Genomic DNA, 16,491 nt, shown 5'->3' with positions numbered 1-16,491 from the left:
TTCGCCGAACGCGAAAATGCCGTTGCATCGTCGTGTCATTGTTCGATGAATACGTTGTCCATTTCTTTCGATGTCAAAAAATACGCTATTTTCCCGGAAGAAAAACGATATGTTCGAACAACCAATGTTCGGAAAATGCACATGACTAGACGCTTGCCCTCCCTGAATGCACTACGCGCGTTCGAAGCGGCCGGCCGGCTCGGCCGCATGACGCTTGCCGCAGACGAGCTCAATGTGACGCACAGCGCCGTCAGCCGGCAGATCCAGCATCTGGAGGAGCTACTTGGCGTCCCCTTGTTCGAAGGGCCGAAAAACCGGCTGAGACTGACCGAAGGCGGGATGACCCTTTTGAACGGGCTGACGAGCGCGTTCGACCAGATGGATCTGTCGGTGCGAGCCGTAGCCGATACCGAAGACGGTCAGCTCGACGTCTCCTGCCCCGGCACCTTTACGATGCGCTGGCTCATTCCTCGCCTCTATCGGTTTCAGGCGAAATACCCCAACATAGAAGTGCGCCTGTCAGCCTCGTCAAAGCCCGTCGATTTCAGCCGCGACGGCTTCGATGTGGCGATCCGCGTCGGAATCGCGCCATGGCCTTCCGGCGCCGATGTGATTTTCCTGTTTCCGGAGCAAACCGGCGCGGTGCTCGCGCCATCGCTTTTTGCCGCGTCGACGCCCGAGTTCGACGGCCTGCCCCAGCTTCATACGCGCACAAGGCTGCGCGCATGGGGCGACTGGCTTGCCCGTTCGGAAAGATCGGTCGCCGCCGGACCACGCGTCGAATACGAGCATTTTTACTTCATGCTCGAAGCTGCGAGTGCGGGCCTTGGCGTCTGCGTCGCCCCGTGGCCCTATGTCAGTGACGACATTCGTTTCGGCCGGCTGATGGCGCCATATGGCTTTCTGGAAAGTGGCCACGAATATGTGGCGCTGCGCCGAGCCCGCCGGAACCGAAAATCCGTTCTTTTCTGCGAATGGTTGCAGAGCGAAGCAGAGGTCTATCTGCGCTCGAGCGCGCCGCCGAACAGCTGATATTCTCAGCTGACCGGAGAAAAGCCGGCTTCGCTCAAGATCTCCTGCCCGGTCGGCGACAATAGAAAGTCGCGCAGCTCTTTGGTTTCGACATCCGCATCCGTGCGAATTGCCATGCCGTACTCGATGAGCGGTTGAAACTCGTCGGGGACAGGAACAACGCTGAAAGCCGGATCACCTGCCAGAAGACGCGCGTTTGAAGAATAGCTCATCATCAGATCGACCACGCCATCGGTGACCAGGTAACCAGCGCCCTTGCCCGGTGGTGTCGGCGGCGAATTGCGCCCGCCCACCAATTGCCGGGAGCGGGACCGGATCGCGTCGCCCTTTCCAGGATGCCGGGCTTCGATACGGTCGAAAACCTCGAAAGCATAGTCACCGCCTGGATCATCGCCCGGTGTCGACGTGCCGATCCTCACGGCGGGATCGGCCAGGACGCTGAGAAAATTCTCCGTCGTCAGGCCAAGCTCGGCACGCGAGAGCACACAGAGCCGATTGCGGGCAAAGCGGACCGCATCTTCTGCAAGACCCATAGAAACAAGCCGCCGCGGATGCGCCAAGTTGGCGGAGGCAAAAAGATCGAAACTGGTGCCTGCCTCGATCGCTTCCCGCAGCAGCCCCGCGGGTCCGAGCGTCAGCGAGATGCCAATGCCGAATTCCCCTCCAAAGGCGCCGATGATCGCCGGAAAGGCATGACGCAGGCTGCCGGCCGACAAGACTTGAACTGCATTGCTCACGGGCGATTTCCTTTCTGTCTCAGATGAAATCGTGCTCCGCGGCGGGAGATCGAAATTTTACGAAGATATCCGTTGAGGTCGGACTCGGGATACAAATATCACCGGTAATCCTCAAGCCGAAGCTGCTCGCCCTTCCCTATCCCCGTTATCTCTACCGGCTTCCTTCGATTCGTTTTTATCACATCGCGGTTGAAGTCATTAACTGCCCAGCAAACACCGATGGTTTGGAGATGGGCGGTGTTTTCTATTCCAATTTTTATGAGAAAAGTCAGACGCCCGGCCAGCGCATTACGGCAATGTTCGTTGTTATCGAACCAGGGCTGACTGGTGACGTTGTCCAGCACCTTCTGGAGCGTGGCGACTTGCTTCGGCGATAGGCTGCCTCCCATAAGGTGGCGAAAGCGTTCCATCATGCCTCCTTCGAGGACCACTGCTACTGCGACATCACAGATGGACTCGCTCTTGCAAGTGAAACTACTCTGATACTATTAGTCCGTTACTTCAGCTCCGCGCGATGGGCGGTCCTTGACGGCAAGCTGCCAGCCAGACCGGCCATTGCTTTGTCTGCTGCCGGCACGTTAGGCAGGCTGCCGTTTAAAGCCTACGTCCATTTTTGACAGTGCCGGAACGCGCAATGCCCGACGAACGGGCGGAAGTTGCCGCAAGTTCATTCGTGGTGATCGATCCTTTGGGGTTCTGCCGCTTTCCCGCTCAGCAAGCCCGCCTGCGCTTCATCATTGCGCTCAGCCTTTCCGCTCCGGCTTCGTCGACGGGTGTGTAGACGATCATGCGGTCGTCATTGCTGGGGCTTGCCCACCAATTGTTGGATTGCAGCGGCAGGATCGTACCATCCGCCAGGCGGAAACGCTTGACGGTATTCTCGATGCCCTTGAGCTGGTAGCGATCCCATACGATGCGGAACTGATCGGAAGCGCTCATATAGCGTTCCAATTGCCGCTCCCAGGTGGGATCGTCGAGATGCTCCGCCATGGAGGCACGAAACAGCGCCGCCATATTGGCCAGCATCTCGTCGGGATCGGCCTGGCTTGCGCGCCAGGCAGGATTGACGAGGGAAAGATAGATGCAGTTCCGGTCCTCGGGCGGGACGGCATCGAGATCGACGCCGACGAGGCGGCGATAGGCCTCGTTGAAACCGCGTATATTATAGCGCTTCGTCTGAATAAGAGCCGGATAAGGACAGAGATGATCGAGAATGCGCTGGCTTGCCTCGGTGAGCGGCTCGCAGACGCGAGGATTTTCGAGCCGGGGCGGAACCGGCAGATTGGCCAATCTGAACAGGTGCTCCGTCTCGACCTCGTTGAATTCCAAAGCATGCGCGACGGAGAGAAGCACGCGCGGCGACACGCGGATCGGCCGGCCCTGCTCCAGCTTGGTGTACCAGGTAATGCCGATATCGGCACGCGACGCCACTTCCTCCCGCCGCAATCCGGGTGTACGAATCCGCCCTGCTCGACCGAGTCCCAATCTTTGCGGGTCGAGGGATTCCCGCCGCCTTCGCAACATCTCGCCGAGTTCCTGTGCCCGCGAAAGCATCTGATTGGGGACGATATCGAGCGTACCGTGCATTTCCATTCTCCAGCCTGACACTTTTTATACCAGTCTAAACAGGTGTCTTGTACCAGTTTAACATAGGTGTAGAACGCTGTGGACTCAGTTTTGGAAATGCTTTGAGGTCCCCATGTCATCCGCACCAATCCGGCTTGGCCAGTTCGGCCTGCTGATCCTGCTCGCCGGGCAATTGCTGCTTCAGCTCGATTTTTCCATCATCAATGTCGGCCTCGCCGCCATCTCCGCCTCGCTGCATGCCGGCGAGACCGAACTCGAACTTTTCGTCGCCGCCTATGGCGTCGCCTTTGCCGTCTGCCTGGCGATGGGTGCGCGCCTGGGCGACAATTTCGGCCGCAGGCGCATGTTCGGCCTGGCCGTGCTGATGTTCTGCCTCGCCTCCCTGCTATGCGGGGTGGCGACATCAGTCACCTTCCTCATCGTTGCGCGCGCGATGCAGGGAACTGCGGCGGCACTCATGGTGCCGCAGGTGCTGGCGACCATTCATGTCAGCTTGACCGGACGCGATCACGCCCGCGCGGTCTCGCTCTATAGCGCGATCGGCGGCATCGCTTTCATCGTCGGGCAGGTTCTCGGCGGCTTCCTGATCTCTGCCAATATTGCCGGCTCCGGCTGGCGCAGCATCTTCCTCATCAATCTGCCGGTCTGCGTCCTGATCCTGCTCAGCGTGTGGCGACATGTTCCCGAGACGCGTGGCCAAGGCAGGGTTCCCATCGACTGGTCGGGCATGATCACGCTGGCGCTGCTGACGCTCTCGGTCCTGCTGCCGACAGCGCTCGGCCCGTCACTCCACTGGAACTGGCTTTGCCTGCTCGGCTTCGTGCCGATCTTGCCGCTGGTGGCACTTCTTTGGCGTATCCAGCGCGGCAAGGAGGCGCGGGGCGCCTTCCCGATCCTGCCGCCGTCGCTCACGCGCATCTCCAGCATGCGCTTCGGCGGGCTGATCGCCATACTCTTCTTCACCTGCTGGAGCGGCTTCATGTTCGTCTTCGCCCTTACCTTGCAGGCCGGCGCCGGGCTGACGCCGCTGCAATCAGGCAACGCCTTGATTGCACTTGGCGGCTCCTATTTCGCCTCGGCCGCTTTCGTCACGCCTCGGCTTGCGAACATACGCCGCGAGCTCATGCTGGCGATGGGCTGCGTGATCCAGATGAGTGGGCTTGCTCTGCTCATCGTGACGCTTGAAACGGTCTGGCCGCAGCCCGGCGTCATAAACCTCATTCCGTCCACAGTCCTGATCGGTTTCGGCCAGGCGCTTATCGTCAACAGTTTTTACCGGCTGGGGCTGGCGGACGTACCGCATGAGCATGCCGGCGCCGGCAGTGCCATGCTTGCCACCATGCAGCAGGTCTCGCTTGGTCTGGGACCGGCGATCCTCGGGGCCGTATTTGCCCAGGTGCTGCAATATTCCAGCACCTATCTCTCTGCCGGGGTCACGGCGATCGCCGTCGAACTCGGGCTGATGGCCATCCTGCTGGTAGCCACGCTTCTAAGGCTGGCACGGCAGCGCGGCCGATCAGAAGAAGACGCCGAGATCGACGGCACCCTCATCGTCGCGCCTGAATGATCGGACGGTCAGCGTCTAAAATCCGTTGATTCAACAACAAGTCCGGCCTGGTTACAGGCCGGACTTGCAAGCGTGAGCTTCATCTTCGACCAGAGCCGTTATGCCGGTAGCTGGAAGGCCCAATTGGCGATCAATACGATGGCAAGGCCGCCGGCAAGCGCCAGATAGGGCAGGATACCCGCTTTCCTGACACCCAGATCCTGGCCGACCAGACCAAGATCGTCCATGGCACCGGCCGGGAACTTGCCGCCATCGCGAACATAATGCCTGTAGGCAAAGACCGGCAGGATGAGAGCCGCAAAGGCAAAACCGATCCAGAGAGCATTGGCATAGCCCCAGACCTTGGCACCAGCGCCAAGGAAGAGCGCATTGACGAAGGCAAGAATGGTATTGAGGCCGATCAGCCAGGACGGCGCCTTCCACGGACGCTCGACATGACCGGAATCCATACGATGGATCCAACCGGAATTGAGGTTCAGGAAATTGAAGATGATGTATCCGACGTTGGAGACGGCGAGCACGAAGAAATAGCCGCTCGTGTCCGACGCAATGGCGAGAAGAAAGAGATTGAAGGCAAAGTCCGTCCACATCGCTCTCGTCGGCGCGCCGTTCTCGTTCACATGATCGAGATATTTCGGCAGCCAACCGTCCTTCGAGCCCTGATAGAGGGTGCGCGAGGAACCCGCCATTGCCGTCATGATCGCCAGGAACAGTGCCAGGATCATCAGGATGACGAGCAGCTGCGTAACGATCCGGCCGGCGCCGATCAGGCCGCCGAGCGCTTCACCAACGCCGGTGCCATCGACGATGCCGGGCGCCAGCATGCCGGCGTGACCGAGCACGCCCTGGAAGGCAAAGGGCACCAGGAAGAAGAAGATGCAGCAGGCAAGGCCCGAATAGAAGATCGCCTTGAACGTATCCGTCTTCGGGTTCTTCAGTTCACGCGTATAGCAAACCGCAGTTTCGAAGCCGTAGGTCGACCAGGCGGCGATGTAGAGGCCGCCGAGGAAGAGCGTCCAGCCGCCATTGCTCCAGGTGCCGTCGGTCGCAGCGTACGCCGCTGTCGGCGGCAACAGTCCGGTCACGTTGGCGGAGAGGATTTGGCCGCTGACGATCGGATAGACGCCGATAATCAGAAGCGGCACCAGCACGATGATGGCGAGCCATTTCTGTACGCTTGCCGTCTCGGAAATGCCGCGATGCTGGATCGCGAAGATGATCAGCATCAGGATGCCGCCGATGAAGAAGGTGGCATTGATATTGGCGGTCGCGAGGAAAGGAATGTTGAAGCTGACGAGAGACCAGTTGCGGATGGCCGGCGTAAAAGCTGCAACGCCATCGGCGCTGAGCAGCGCTTTTACCGCATCGTCAGGAGATGTACCGGCATGGGCTGCGATGTATTCGGCAACACGCGGGCTATCGGCGGTGATCGACGTCGCGTGGGCGCTGATCCAGCTGAGCACGGCCTGTGAATCCGCCGCGGGGATGGGAAAGAAGGCATTGAGGATATAGCCGGCCGCGATGGCGCAGCCGAGAGACAGCACCGGCGACCAGGCGAACCAGTTGCACCAGACCGAAAGCGGCGCGATGAATTTCGAGTAGCGCAGCCAGGCGGTCGCACCATAGACCGAGGCGCCGCCGGATTTGTTGCCGAACATGCCGGCAATTTCGGCATAGGTGAAAGACTGCAGGAAACCCATGATCATCGAGATGATCCACACGACGAAGGCAAGCTTGCCTGTCGTGCCGGCGATGCCGCCGATGGAGAAGAGAACAAGCGGCGGCACGCCCGCAGCCACCCAGAACGCGCCCTTCCAGTCCAGCGCGCGTATAAGCTTACCTTCGGTGCCGGCGGAAGCGCCGGCGTCCACGATGTCAGTCATTGATGATATTCCCCATTTTGTTCCGGACGTATCTCTCGTACGTCTCCCTGAACGTGCCTCCCATGGCATTGCGGGGCTTGCTGGAGGTTTTCATGAGCCGAGTCTGCGCGCGGATTCCAGATGCATGCCCTTTATGCATAGTGAAGATATTTTCTTTTTAGTCAATATCCCTTTACTTTCAGACGGCATTTTGTCAGCATGATTCCGGTGTCCGACACGCCTCATTTCCCGAGAGGGCTCTATGCGAGATCTCCATCCGTCAACCGCCGGAATACGGCCCGTCTCGGCGAGCATTATCCGCTATCCGGGCATTCCAGCGCTGCCGCAAGATACCGAGCGCTATCGCTGCAAGGGCGGCGGATCCCTGGTCGTGCGCGTCGAACCCGGCGACCGGGTTTCGGTGACGGATAGCGAAGGCGGGCAGGTCTGCGAGCTCACCTTCCTCGACGAGAAGGGCCGCTTTCAATCCGCAGGATTGGGGTCGGCATTGACAGGCGAAGCAACAGGTTTGAAAGCCATTCTTTCCTCTAGGGATGAAAGTGCGGCTCGCGTCAGAGCGGCGCTGGAGCGGCGTGGGGCCGATCTGGCCTCTGCGGCAGCGCTTCGCCTCTTCGGCGCCGCTTCACCGGCAGGCAGTACCGCGGAATTCACGATCGCGACCAAAGGCCTGCTTGTCGCCTGTGCGCCAGGAATGGCCATGTCGCCTGAGACCCAGGATACGGCAACGCCTATTGAAGTCAGAATCCGCCGCGCGACGATCCTGCGAGACTATGCTTCCGCATTGCCCGAACCGCTCGCAGATCCGATCGAAGATATCCGCATCGAGGCGGCGACCGCTTCGGCCTATTTTGTCCGCGCCGGCGAATATATTCAGATCATCGATGTCTATGGCCGGCAATGCACCGACTTCCAGGCCTTTTCCGCGCGCAAGGTCGACAAGGGCCTTGATCTCGCGCTTGATTCTACAGTGACCCGCACTCTGCTCGGCCGCAGCTATCCGGCTCCCGGCCTGCCGTCGAAGGCCTTCGACCGCGATTTCGAGCCACTGGTGGAGATCGTCCAGGATACGGTCGGCCGCCACGACGCCTTCGCTACCGCTTGCAATTCGCGCTATTACGACGACATGGGCTATCCCGGCCACGTGAACTGCACTGACAATTTCAATGCAGCACTTGCGCCCTACGGTATCGCCGGCCGAAAAGGCTGGGAGGCGCTCAACTACTTCTACAACACCAATGTCGATCACAACAACCAGCTCTATCTCGACGAACCCTGGTCCAGACCGGGCGATTATGTCCTGATGCGCGCTCTGACGGATCTCGTCTGCGTCTCCTCCTCCTGCCCCGATGACATCGATGCGGCCAATGGCTGGGACCCGACCGATATCCATGTCCGCACCTTTTCCGGCAAAGAAAAATTCACACGAGCGGTGGCCTATCGCATGACCCCTGACGCCGACCCCGAACTGACGCGGGAAACCGCGTTTCACCCACGCCTCTCCGCCCTGACGCGCGATTACTCCGAATATCGCGGCTTCTGGCTGCCGAACCGCTTCTCCTCGGAAGGACCGGTCGAGGAATATTGGGCCTGCCGCGAACGCGCCGTCGTCATCGACCTTTCGCCGCTGCGCAAGTTCGAGGTGACGGGGCCAGATGCCGAGGAATTGCTGCAATATTGCCTGACGCGCGACGTGCGCAAACTCTCGATCGGCCAGGTCGTCTATTCCGCCATGTGCTACGAGCACGGCGGCATGATCGACGACGGCACGCTGTTCCGCCTCGGCGACAAGAACTTCCGCTGGATCGGCGGTGACGACTATAGCGGCATCTGGCTGCGCGAGCAGGCGGAGAAGAAGGGATTTAAGGCCTGGGTCCGCTCCTCCACCGACCAGATGCACAATATCGCCCTGCAAGGCCCGAAGAGCCGCGATATCCTCAAGGAGATCATCTGGACGGCGCCGCGTCAGCCGACGATCGGCGAGTTGGAATGGTTCCGCTTCACTGTCGGCCGCATCGGCCATTTCGAGGGAGCACCGGTCGTCGTCTCTCGCACCGGCTATACCGGCGAGCTCGGCTACGAGATCTTCTGCCATCCGAAAGATGCGGCCACCGTCTTCGACGCTGTTTGGAAAGCCGGCGAGCCCTATGGGCTGAAGCCCATGGGCCTGGAGGCGCTTGATATGGTTCGCATCGAGGCCGGGCTCGTCTTTGCCCATCACGAATTCGACGACCAGACCGACCCTTTCGAAGCCGGCATCGGCTTCACCGTACCCCTGAAATCCAAGCAGGACGATTTCATCGGACGCGAGGCATTGGTGCGACGAAAGGAAAATCCGCGTCATCTGATGGTGGGTCTCGATATCGAGGCCAATGAAGCCGTCGGACACGGTGATTGCATCCATATCGGCCGCGCGCAGGTCGGCGTAGTCACCAGCGCGACACGCTCGCCGATCCTCGGCAAGACCATCGCACTTGCCCGTGTCGACGTCACGCACGCGGGCGTCGGCACCAAGGTCGAAATCGGCAAGCTCGATGGTCAGCAGAAGCGGCTTCCGGCTGTCGTCGTGCCGCTTTCTCACTACGATCCGCAGAAGACGCGGCCGCGTTCCTAGAGCATTTCCGGCCCGTCCATCTCCATGGCCCATCTTGCCCGCGGGCGAGTGCCATCTCATACTCGGCCCGCTCAAGGCGCTGCTTCCATCCATTGTGCATCCGTTGTCGTTTGCCGATCATTGACAACGATGAGTGATTTTCAGCTCAAGCGAATTTATCGCGTGCCACATCGCGGTTTTCAGGACGCAATATTCCGTCCTGTCTGTGATGTTCCGCACATCTCGTTGCGCCAGCAGCCTCTATCGTGGAGCTCTCTTAAGTGAGGAGACACCCCATGCCACTCGCTTAAGGCAATCACGCGATATTCAACAAGAGGAGCTGACAATGGCAGTCGTCAATATCCCACCAGATGGAAGAATATATGGACTGGGAAAAGTGCCCGGAACTTTGCACGTATATAATCGTGGTCCAAATGCATCGACGTACAATCTGACGATTGTCGGCGTCAACAACTGGCAAAATGTCAATATCGCAGCAGGACATACAAACTCTTACGCTGCTAACGGCAATACAACCTACATTCAGAATCAGAACGGTGGTTCAATCCTCCAATGCCTCTGGGTCGCGCCGGCAGACGAACTTACTCCCCAACAGGCGGGCCTGGAGAAGGTGGAGAACATGCCCGGCGTTTCCGGCCATTAAAGCGGCGTCTGATCGTATCGACTGGGTGTGGCCATGGTTTTCCAACCATGAGCCACCTCCGTCGGCACTTTTTGAAGCTTGCCGCAACCCGGCCCGACCGGGAACCGGGAGGGAGCTCCTTGGCGCACGCATTATCGGAACCTGAGTTGCACCAAAATTACGGAAATACCCAGAGAACGTTTTACTCTGCTTTTCGCTGCGCGCTCGAGATCGCACGCGCAGCCTCTTCCGAAGAGTTCGCGAGCGTGCGCATCTCCGCCGCCAACACGGCGAAGCCCGATCCGGCCGTACCCGCTCTTGCCGCCTCGATGCCGGCATTGACGGCAAGAAGCTTCAGATAGCGCAGGGACTGCAGGATCTCATTGGTCTTCGACGCCGTGACCCGCATGCCAGCGGTCTGCTCGTCGAGGCGCCGGTAGAGCGATTCGATATTCAGGATGCTGCCTTCGAGATAAAGAAGCTCCCCGGCCTCGTCCCATACACCGCCGCCGGTCTCCGTTACCCAGAGAAAATGGCCGTCGCGATGACGGATGCGATACTCCATCGTCCAGTCGGCGCGGCTTTCCAGCGCCTTGCCGACAAGCTCGTCCATAAGCGGGATATCCTCTTCGCACATGATCGACGTAAAGGTTCGCGTGCGGTTGCCGATGATCTCGTCAGCAGGGTAACCGAAGATGCGCTCGATGCCGTCGGTCATCTCAAGCATCGTATAATTTTCGTCTGCCCGGCAGCGATAAAGAAAACCCGCCATGCGGCCGAGAACGCTTGTCTGGAAATCCATGAAGGCCGTGCCCCGAAGAGAAGGTTGCAGATGAACTCGTTTCGTCTCAACGCATAAAAATCCGGCAAGGGCTGCTCTTCGCCTCCCTTGCCGGTCAGGTGGGGAAATGAGCGCGGATCAATTGCGCAAATATTCCTCCATGGAATCATCGAGCGCATCGACCCAGGGTGTGTGATGCGTCGGCGACATGGTGCCGGTCATCAGCGAACGGTAGGCGTGGTCGCGGAAGCCCATGATGTTTTCTGCCTTGTGATGCTCCCACTCCATGAAGGTCTTGTTCGTACCTTCGATATCGAAGCTCGGATAATCGGTCTCGGCGAGCAGTTCCTTCACATAATCGCCCTGATACCAGATCATCTGCTCGGCATCCTCGAGCGTTTCCTCGCGGGCACGCCATTTGTCGAAGTTTGCCTGCAGCTCTTCTTCCGGTGGCAGCTTGATGCGGCCCATGATGACGTCGCGCGCCCACCACGCCTGAACGTCGAACATGTTGAAGGTGTAGAACTGGTCCTGCATGCCGATGTAGAAAAGCTGCGGGTTCCCGTCGAAAATCACGCCCTTGTAGAGATGGTCGGCCCAGAGGCGGTTGGCCGTCTTCAGCCGCAGGTCATCAGGCAGGAAGGGGAAATGGTGCTGATATCCGGTGCAAAGGATCAGCGCGTCGACATCCTTCGATGAGCCGTCGAGGAAATATGCCGTCTTGTTTTCAAGACGCGTCAACAGCGGCCGCTCTTCGAAATTCTCGGGCCATTTGAAGCCCATCGGCTTGGAGCGATAGCTCGTCGTTACGGATTTCGCCCCGTATTTCCAGCATTGCGAACCGATATCCTCGGCCGAATAGCTGCGCCCGACGAGCAGTACGTCCTTGCCCTTGAACTCCAGTGCATCGCGAAAATCATGGGCATGCAGCACGCGGCCGTTGAAGGTCTTCACCCCTTCGAAGTAGGGCACGTTCGGCGTCGAGAAATGACCCGAGGCAACGACGACATAGTCGAACACCTCGTCATACATCCGGTCCTGAGGCCGATCATGCGCGGTTACCGTGAACTTCTTCGTCTCTTCATCGAAGCGCACCATGCGCACGGGCGTGCTGAAACGTACCCATTTGCGCACATCGGCTTTCTCGACGCGGCCCTTGATATAGTCCCAAAGTACGGCGCGCGGCGGATAGGAGGCAATCGGTTTGCCGAAATGCTCCTCGAAGGAATAGTCGGCAAATTCCAGGCATTCTTTCGGGCCGTTCGACCAGAGATAGCGATACATGCTGCCATGGACAGGCTCGCCATATTCATCGAGGCCCGTACGCCAGGTGTAGTTCCAGAGGCCGCCCCAATCCGCCTGCTTTTCGAAGCAGACGACTTCCGGGATATCAGCACCCTTCTTTGCGGCCGATTGAAAGGCCCTCAACTGGGCAAGGCCCGAAGGGCCGGCACCGATAACGGCAACTCGTGTCATGTGGCATTCCCCTTCTCGATTCTATCGAAGTTCTTATTGCGTGCAGTCGTTTCGCGCCGTGTCGGCATCAATCCGGAAAAATGCCGGGACTGGTCGGGGCGCCGTCGTCATATTTCGACAGCCAGTCGATGGTGGTTTGGCGGAAACGCGTCAGGCCCTTGTAGTCGATGAGCTCCGGCGGCAAGGTTTTCAGCACGCGCGGGAGACGGCGCGCCCATTTCGGCACTGTGACGAGCTCATTCATGTTCATCAGATAGCAACGGATGACGAAGAGAATGGCGTTCGAGCGCGGCAGGCGCCACAGGCTCTGCAGCTCGACGCGCAAGTGCACCTTCTCGCCGACATTCTCTGGCGTCACCGTGGTGCGATCCGGACCCCATTTCGGGTAGTTTTCGGGGCTGGTATCGAGGCGCGGATTAATCGTCATCGTCCAGTTGAACCGGCGCGTCGGCTTGCCCAGCTGAAGGTTCAAGAGAAATTTGAGCGCACGGTCGAATACGCCGATCTGGTGGGCAAGCGGCACCGGCCCGTGCCATTCCATGAAGTTCATGCCGATATCGAAATCGAGCGACCAATCGGCCTGGGTCGTCACCATGCCGGCATCCATCCAGAGATTGCTGTCACGCTGGTCGACGATGCAGAAATCACCCTGCGCCTGTCGGGTGATGTATTCGAAGGGTTCGTAAGGCAGCGTCGACGCATCACCGAATGTAAACGTGTCGTCGATGCCAAGGGGACGATTGATCCAGCGCCACTGGTCGCCATTCTTGGTGAGCGTGAAATGCTCGGGATAGCCGGCCGCCTGCTCTTCCATCAGCAGTTCCAGCGTATCCCATTGCGCGGACATCATGTGCGGCAGCGCCTGATAGCGCAGCGGATCTTCCTTCAGCACCAGAGCCCGGTCGTGCATCTCGGCGACATAGTGCTCGTCGACGTCGATGAGGCTTTCGTAGACCGTGTTCTTCCGCCCCTTCACATGCGGTTCCATGTTGACCGAATACATGTATTCGTCACGATCGAAGGGGAACGGGAAACGCCTGATGTTTTCCGGACTGTTGCGGTAGCTGAAATCGTCCCTGAACGTTTCCTGCTTGAAGGCGATTGCCATGTCCGTTCTCCTGGATATCGGTTGAGTGCCTATAGGTCGAGATGCAGCGCGCTTCCTTCGAAACGGGAAACGCAGATCATCACCTTTCGGCCGGAGGCCTTTTCTTCGTCAGTCAGATAGACGTCATTATGCAGAAGCTTGCCGTCGCAGACAGCAACGCCGGTCTCGCACTGTCCGCAGGCACCGCCACGACAGAGGAAGGGCGCATCGACGCCGGCAGCCTCGATCGCCTCCAGCATGCTCTCGTGATGGCCGACGTGAACGGTCTTGCCCGACCGCGTCAGCATGATGGAGAAAGGCTTTCCGGGCTGCGACGACAGGAAGCGTTCGGAATGGAGGTTCTGTTCCGGCCAGCCGGCCTCCACGCCCGTTTTCAACACGCCGTCGATCATGCCGGCCGGGCCGCACACATAGAGATGCGTGCCGAGCGGCTGGCTTTCGAGCAGACGTGCCACGGGGATGAAATTGCGATCGGCGTCGCAATAGATCTTCACCCGCTGCGATCCATATTGCTCGACAAGCTCGCGGCAATAGGCGCCGCGATCGATCGAACGCACGGCATAGTGCAGCTCGAAATTCGCGCCCTCGCGGGAGAACTGCTGCATCATAGCAATGAAAGGGGTAATGCCAATGCCGCCGGCAATCAGCAGATGCTTGCGGCCGCGCCAGTCCGGCTGGAAGAGATTGACGGGATAGCTGACCTTGAGCTCGTCACCCTCCCTTATCTTCTCATGCATGAAGGCGGAACCACCGCGCGATTCCTCGACGCGCAGCACACTGATCTCATAGGCCGAGCAATCATGCGGCGGCGACATCAGCGAATAGGCATTGCGGCGAACATGGCCTTCATCGTTCATCGAGACGATAACATGGGCGCCGCCGGAAAAATAAGGCATCGGCGCGCCATCGAGACGTTCGAAGCGGAAGCGCTTGATGCGATCGGCAACGGGCGTCACCTTCGCCACACGAACCGGAATTTCCGTACCACCGCTCACAGGAACAACTCCTCTGGATCGGGCGCCGTGCCCGGCTCTTCCGCATCGATGTTGACGCCCTGGAAGGCGCCGAGACGACGCGAGTAGTGGTCGCGCACCAATAGCGGAAGCCCGCAATGGCCGCAGGCGAAAGGACTATGCGTGACATCGTCGGTGATGCCCTTGCAGTGCACGCATTGCACGCGGCGCGCCAGGGAACCGCGATGCTCCGTGATGATCGAGGCATGATCCATGCCGTAGTCGAGCGCCACCATCATTGCCTGGCCGATAAAGCCCTCGGTACCGGCTATATAAAGCCGCGTGCCCATGTGAGCCGTTGCAAGCGAGCCCTTCAGGCGGAAGAGCAATGTCGCGATCGTCGGCGCCGTGAAGAACATGTCGGCGCCAAGCCCGCGCAGGCCCTCATCATGGCCCCTGCCCTGCGAACCACGTGCGACATAGAGGATTTCGCTGCGCGACAGGATGGCACCGTCAAGCCCGGCCATCTGGTCGAGAAGGGCCTTCGCTCCCTCGCCTTCCAGCGCGAACAGATGCCGCCGCGCATGGGGCTGGATTGAGAGACCTTTATAGACCGGCCGGCTCTTGATGCCTTCGACAAGCATGAGCGCCTCCTTAACCGATGGCCGTCCTCTTCTTCTTTTCAGGGTCGTCGAACGGTAGCGTATGGGCAATCGCGCTCGCCTTCAGGCTCTTGCCACGCACTTCGAGCTTTGTGCCCTGCACGGCCTTATCGACATCGAGGCGAGCGATCGCCATCGATTTCTTCGTCAGGGTCGAATAGCAGGGGCAGGTGATGACACCGACCTTTTTGCCCTCGGCATAGACCTCGTCGCCGAGATCGGCCGGACCATCAGCATCGATCAGCATGCCGAAGATCTTGAAACGCTCCTTGCCCTTGAGGCGCGCATGTTCCTCGGCGCCGCGGAAGCCCGACTTGCCGGGGCTGACGGTGAAGTCGAGGCCGAGCTCCCAGAGACTGTCGCCGGGCGGCTGGTCGGCGAAAGGATACATCTGTGAGTTATCGTAGGGATAGAAGAGCAGATAGCTTTCGACGCGCAGCATGTCGAGGACGCTGAAGCAGCAGGGAATGATGCCCATCTCCTGGCCTTCCGCGACGATGCGGTCCCAGACCATCGGCGCATCCTGACCACGCACGAAGATTTCATAACCGCGCTCGCCGGTATAGCCGGTGCGCGAGATCATCACGGGCGCGCCGAACAGCGTCGTCTGCATGTGGTGGAAATATTTGAGGTCGCGGATCCCAGGCACATATTTGGCAAGATAGTCAACCGCAACGGGCCCCTGCAGCGACAGATCGTGCAGATCGTCGTCGAAGAGGACGGCGCAGTTGCGGCCGGCGGCCTGCTTGACGAGCTCCTCGTGGCCGGAGCCCGAACCATGTACCAGCATCCACGAGTTCGGACCGGTACGATAGACAATGCAGTCGTCGGTGAAGTAGCCGCGATCGTTGAGCATCGCGGCATAGACCGAGCGGCCGGGATAGATTTTAGACATATCGCGGGTGGTGATATAGTCGAGCACGGCAATGGCGTGCGGTCCGACCAGATGCACCTTCTTCAGGCCGGAAACGTCCATCAGCCCGGCCTTGGTGCGGATCGCGACATGTTCATCCGACATGTCCTTCTCGTAGGTCCAGGCGGTTCCCATGCCGCTCCAGTCTTCGAGTTTCGATCCGAGAGCACGGTGCCGGTCCGCCAAGGCGGAGAAACGCCATGATAATGCCATTTCGTTCCCTCTTTTTCTTCTACGGAATAATTATTTCCTGACTATAATCGTCTTTCACGCCTTGGCAAGCCGATCCGAAGGGTTTTTCTTGGCCGCCCGGATGGTATTTCGCTCTAAAACCTGGGCGGTTTCCGACCAGCGGCGCGATGGGCAGCGATGACGGTATTGGCCATCAGCATGGCGATCGTCATCGGCCCGACACCACCCGGAACCGGGGTGATGGCGGCAGCGACGTGGGATGCTTCCGCATAGGCGACATCGCCCACCAGCCGGCTCTTGCCCTCGCCCCGTTCAGGGGCCGCGATCCGGTTGATGCCGACATCGATGACGGTGGCGCCAGGCTTCA

General features: G+C 59.5%; 15 protein-coding genes and 1 pseudogene. 5 read left to right on the top strand and 11 right to left on the bottom strand.

The genetic code is table 11. The features are described 5' to 3' along the window. Window positions 1–141: 141 nt before the first annotated feature. Window positions 142–1,032: a LysR family transcriptional regulator gene (locus PH562_RS28755; RefSeq protein ID WP_285177180.1), complete on the top strand. Its 891-nt coding sequence runs from the start codon at window positions 142–144 to the stop codon at window positions 1,030–1,032. Between the two features lie 5 nt (window positions 1,033–1,037). Here PH562_RS28755 and PH562_RS28750 read toward each other — a convergent pair whose 3' ends face one another. The 3 genes from PH562_RS28750 to PH562_RS28740 all read right to left on the bottom strand — a co-directional run bounded on the left by PH562_RS28750 (window position 1,038) and on the right by PH562_RS28740 (window position 3,356). Next, window positions 1,038–1,769: a molybdate ABC transporter substrate-binding protein gene (locus PH562_RS28750; protein WP_285177179.1), complete on the bottom strand. Its 732-nt coding sequence runs from the start codon at window positions 1,767–1,769 to the stop codon at window positions 1,038–1,040. 98 nt (window positions 1,770–1,867) lie between these two features. Further along, window positions 1,868–2,179: a hypothetical protein gene (locus PH562_RS28745; protein WP_285177178.1), complete on the bottom strand. Its 312-nt coding sequence runs from the start codon at window positions 2,177–2,179 to the stop codon at window positions 1,868–1,870. Window positions 2,180–2,480: 301 nt separating this feature from the next. Next, window positions 2,481–3,356: a helix-turn-helix transcriptional regulator gene (locus tag PH562_RS28740; protein ID WP_285177176.1), complete on the bottom strand. Its 876-nt coding sequence runs from the start codon at window positions 3,354–3,356 to the stop codon at window positions 2,481–2,483. Window positions 3,357–3,468: 112 nt separating this feature from the next. Between PH562_RS28740 and PH562_RS28735 the strand changes: the two genes are divergently transcribed. After that, window positions 3,469–4,923, top strand: coding sequence for an MFS transporter (locus PH562_RS28735; protein ID WP_285177175.1), 1,455 nt, complete (start codon window positions 3,469–3,471; stop codon window positions 4,921–4,923). Window positions 4,924–5,021: 98 nt separating this feature from the next. Here PH562_RS28735 and PH562_RS28730 read toward each other — a convergent pair whose 3' ends face one another. Further along, entirely contained in the window at window positions 5,022–6,806 is a 1,785-nt protein-coding gene (locus tag PH562_RS28730) for a trimethylamine N-oxide permease (RefSeq protein WP_285177173.1), read from the bottom strand. Here PH562_RS28730 and PH562_RS28725 point away from each other — a divergent pair. The 3 genes from PH562_RS28725 (at window position 6,796) to PH562_RS28715 (ending at window position 10,060) form a co-directional block, all read left to right on the top strand. After that, entirely contained in the window at window positions 6,796–7,008 is a 213-nt protein-coding gene (locus tag PH562_RS28725) for a hypothetical protein (RefSeq protein ID WP_285177171.1), read from the top strand. The genes PH562_RS28730 and PH562_RS28725 overlap by 11 nt on opposite strands. Window positions 7,009–7,047: 39 nt before the next feature. Then, a complete protein-coding gene (locus PH562_RS28720; RefSeq protein WP_285177170.1) occupies window positions 7,048–9,417 on the top strand; it encodes a trimethylamine N-oxide demethylase in 2,370 nt (789 codons plus the stop codon). A gap of 325 nt (window positions 9,418–9,742) precedes the next feature. Next, window positions 9,743–10,060, top strand: a complete 318-nt coding sequence (locus PH562_RS28715) for a hypothetical protein (RefSeq protein ID WP_285177169.1) — start codon at window positions 9,743–9,745, stop codon at window positions 10,058–10,060. A 181-nt stretch (window positions 10,061–10,241) separates the two neighbouring features. Here PH562_RS28715 and PH562_RS28710 read toward each other — a convergent pair whose 3' ends face one another. The 7 genes and pseudogenes from PH562_RS28710 to PH562_RS28680 all read right to left on the bottom strand — a co-directional run. Further along, entirely contained in the window at window positions 10,242–10,841 is a 600-nt protein-coding gene (locus PH562_RS28710; RefSeq protein ID WP_285177168.1) for a methyl-accepting chemotaxis protein, read from the bottom strand. Window positions 10,842–10,958: 117 nt separating this feature from the next. Then, window positions 10,959–12,296: an NAD(P)-binding domain-containing protein gene (locus tag PH562_RS28705; RefSeq protein WP_285177167.1), complete on the bottom strand. Its 1,338-nt coding sequence runs from the start codon at window positions 12,294–12,296 to the stop codon at window positions 10,959–10,961. A 67-nt stretch (window positions 12,297–12,363) separates the two neighbouring features. Further along, entirely contained in the window at window positions 12,364–13,404 is a 1,041-nt protein-coding gene (locus PH562_RS28700; protein ID WP_285177166.1) for a heme-dependent oxidative N-demethylase family protein, read from the bottom strand. Window positions 13,405–13,433: 29 nt separating this feature from the next. Then, window positions 13,434–14,399 (bottom strand): PDR/VanB family oxidoreductase, encoded by a 966-nt coding sequence (locus tag PH562_RS28695; protein WP_285177164.1) that lies wholly within the window; start codon window positions 14,397–14,399, stop codon window positions 13,434–13,436. Further along, window positions 14,396–15,001 (bottom strand): dimethylamine monooxygenase subunit DmmA family protein, encoded by a 606-nt coding sequence (locus PH562_RS28690; RefSeq protein ID WP_285177162.1) that lies wholly within the window; start codon window positions 14,999–15,001, stop codon window positions 14,396–14,398. Before PH562_RS28690 ends, PH562_RS28695 begins: the two co-directional genes overlap by 4 nt. A 10-nt stretch (window positions 15,002–15,011) precedes the next feature. Further along, complete coding sequence (locus PH562_RS28685) at window positions 15,012–16,145, bottom strand: aminomethyl transferase family protein (protein WP_285177159.1); 1,134 nt, start codon at window positions 16,143–16,145, stop codon at window positions 15,012–15,014. 113 nt (window positions 16,146–16,258) lie between these two features. Beyond that, window positions 16,259–16,491 (bottom strand): annotated as a pseudogene (locus PH562_RS28680) (bifunctional methylenetetrahydrofolate dehydrogenase/methenyltetrahydrofolate cyclohydrolase); the annotation flags it as partial.

This window comes from Rhizobium centroccidentale (genome assembly GCF_030182565.1).
Taxonomy (GTDB): Bacteria; Pseudomonadota; Alphaproteobacteria; order Rhizobiales; family Rhizobiaceae; genus Rhizobium.
Note: the sequence above shows the minus strand (reverse complement) of the source record. Positions and strands in the feature narration are given on the sequence as shown.

Coding starts and splice junctions, on each gene's coding strand:
- PH562_RS28755 (WP_285177180.1), top strand. CDS start 142: ATGACTAGACGCTTGCCCTCCCTGAATGCACTACGCGCGTTCGAAGCG.
- PH562_RS28745 (WP_285177178.1), bottom strand. CDS start 2,179: ATGGAACGCTTTCGCCACCTTATGGGAGGCAGCCTATCGCCGAAGCAA.
- PH562_RS28740 (WP_285177176.1), bottom strand. CDS start 3,356: ATGCACGGTACGCTCGATATCGTCCCCAATCAGATGCTTTCGCGGGCA.
- PH562_RS28735 (WP_285177175.1), top strand. CDS start 3,469: ATGTCATCCGCACCAATCCGGCTTGGCCAGTTCGGCCTGCTGATCCTG.
- PH562_RS28725 (WP_285177171.1), top strand. CDS start 6,796: ATGTCAGTCATTGATGATATTCCCCATTTTGTTCCGGACGTATCTCTC.
- PH562_RS28730 (WP_285177173.1), bottom strand. CDS start 6,806: ATGACTGACATCGTGGACGCCGGCGCTTCCGCCGGCACCGAAGGTAAG.
- PH562_RS28720 (WP_285177170.1), top strand. CDS start 7,048: ATGCGAGATCTCCATCCGTCAACCGCCGGAATACGGCCCGTCTCGGCG.
- PH562_RS28715 (WP_285177169.1), top strand. CDS start 9,743: ATGGCAGTCGTCAATATCCCACCAGATGGAAGAATATATGGACTGGGA.
- PH562_RS28710 (WP_285177168.1), bottom strand. CDS start 10,841: ATGGATTTCCAGACAAGCGTTCTCGGCCGCATGGCGGGTTTTCTTTAT.
- PH562_RS28705 (WP_285177167.1), bottom strand. CDS start 12,296: ATGACACGAGTTGCCGTTATCGGTGCCGGCCCTTCGGGCCTTGCCCAG.
- PH562_RS28700 (WP_285177166.1), bottom strand. CDS start 13,404: ATGGCAATCGCCTTCAAGCAGGAAACGTTCAGGGACGATTTCAGCTAC.
- PH562_RS28690 (WP_285177162.1), bottom strand. CDS start 15,001: ATGCTTGTCGAAGGCATCAAGAGCCGGCCGGTCTATAAAGGTCTCTCA.
- PH562_RS28685 (WP_285177159.1), bottom strand. CDS start 16,145: ATGGCATTATCATGGCGTTTCTCCGCCTTGGCGGACCGGCACCGTGCT.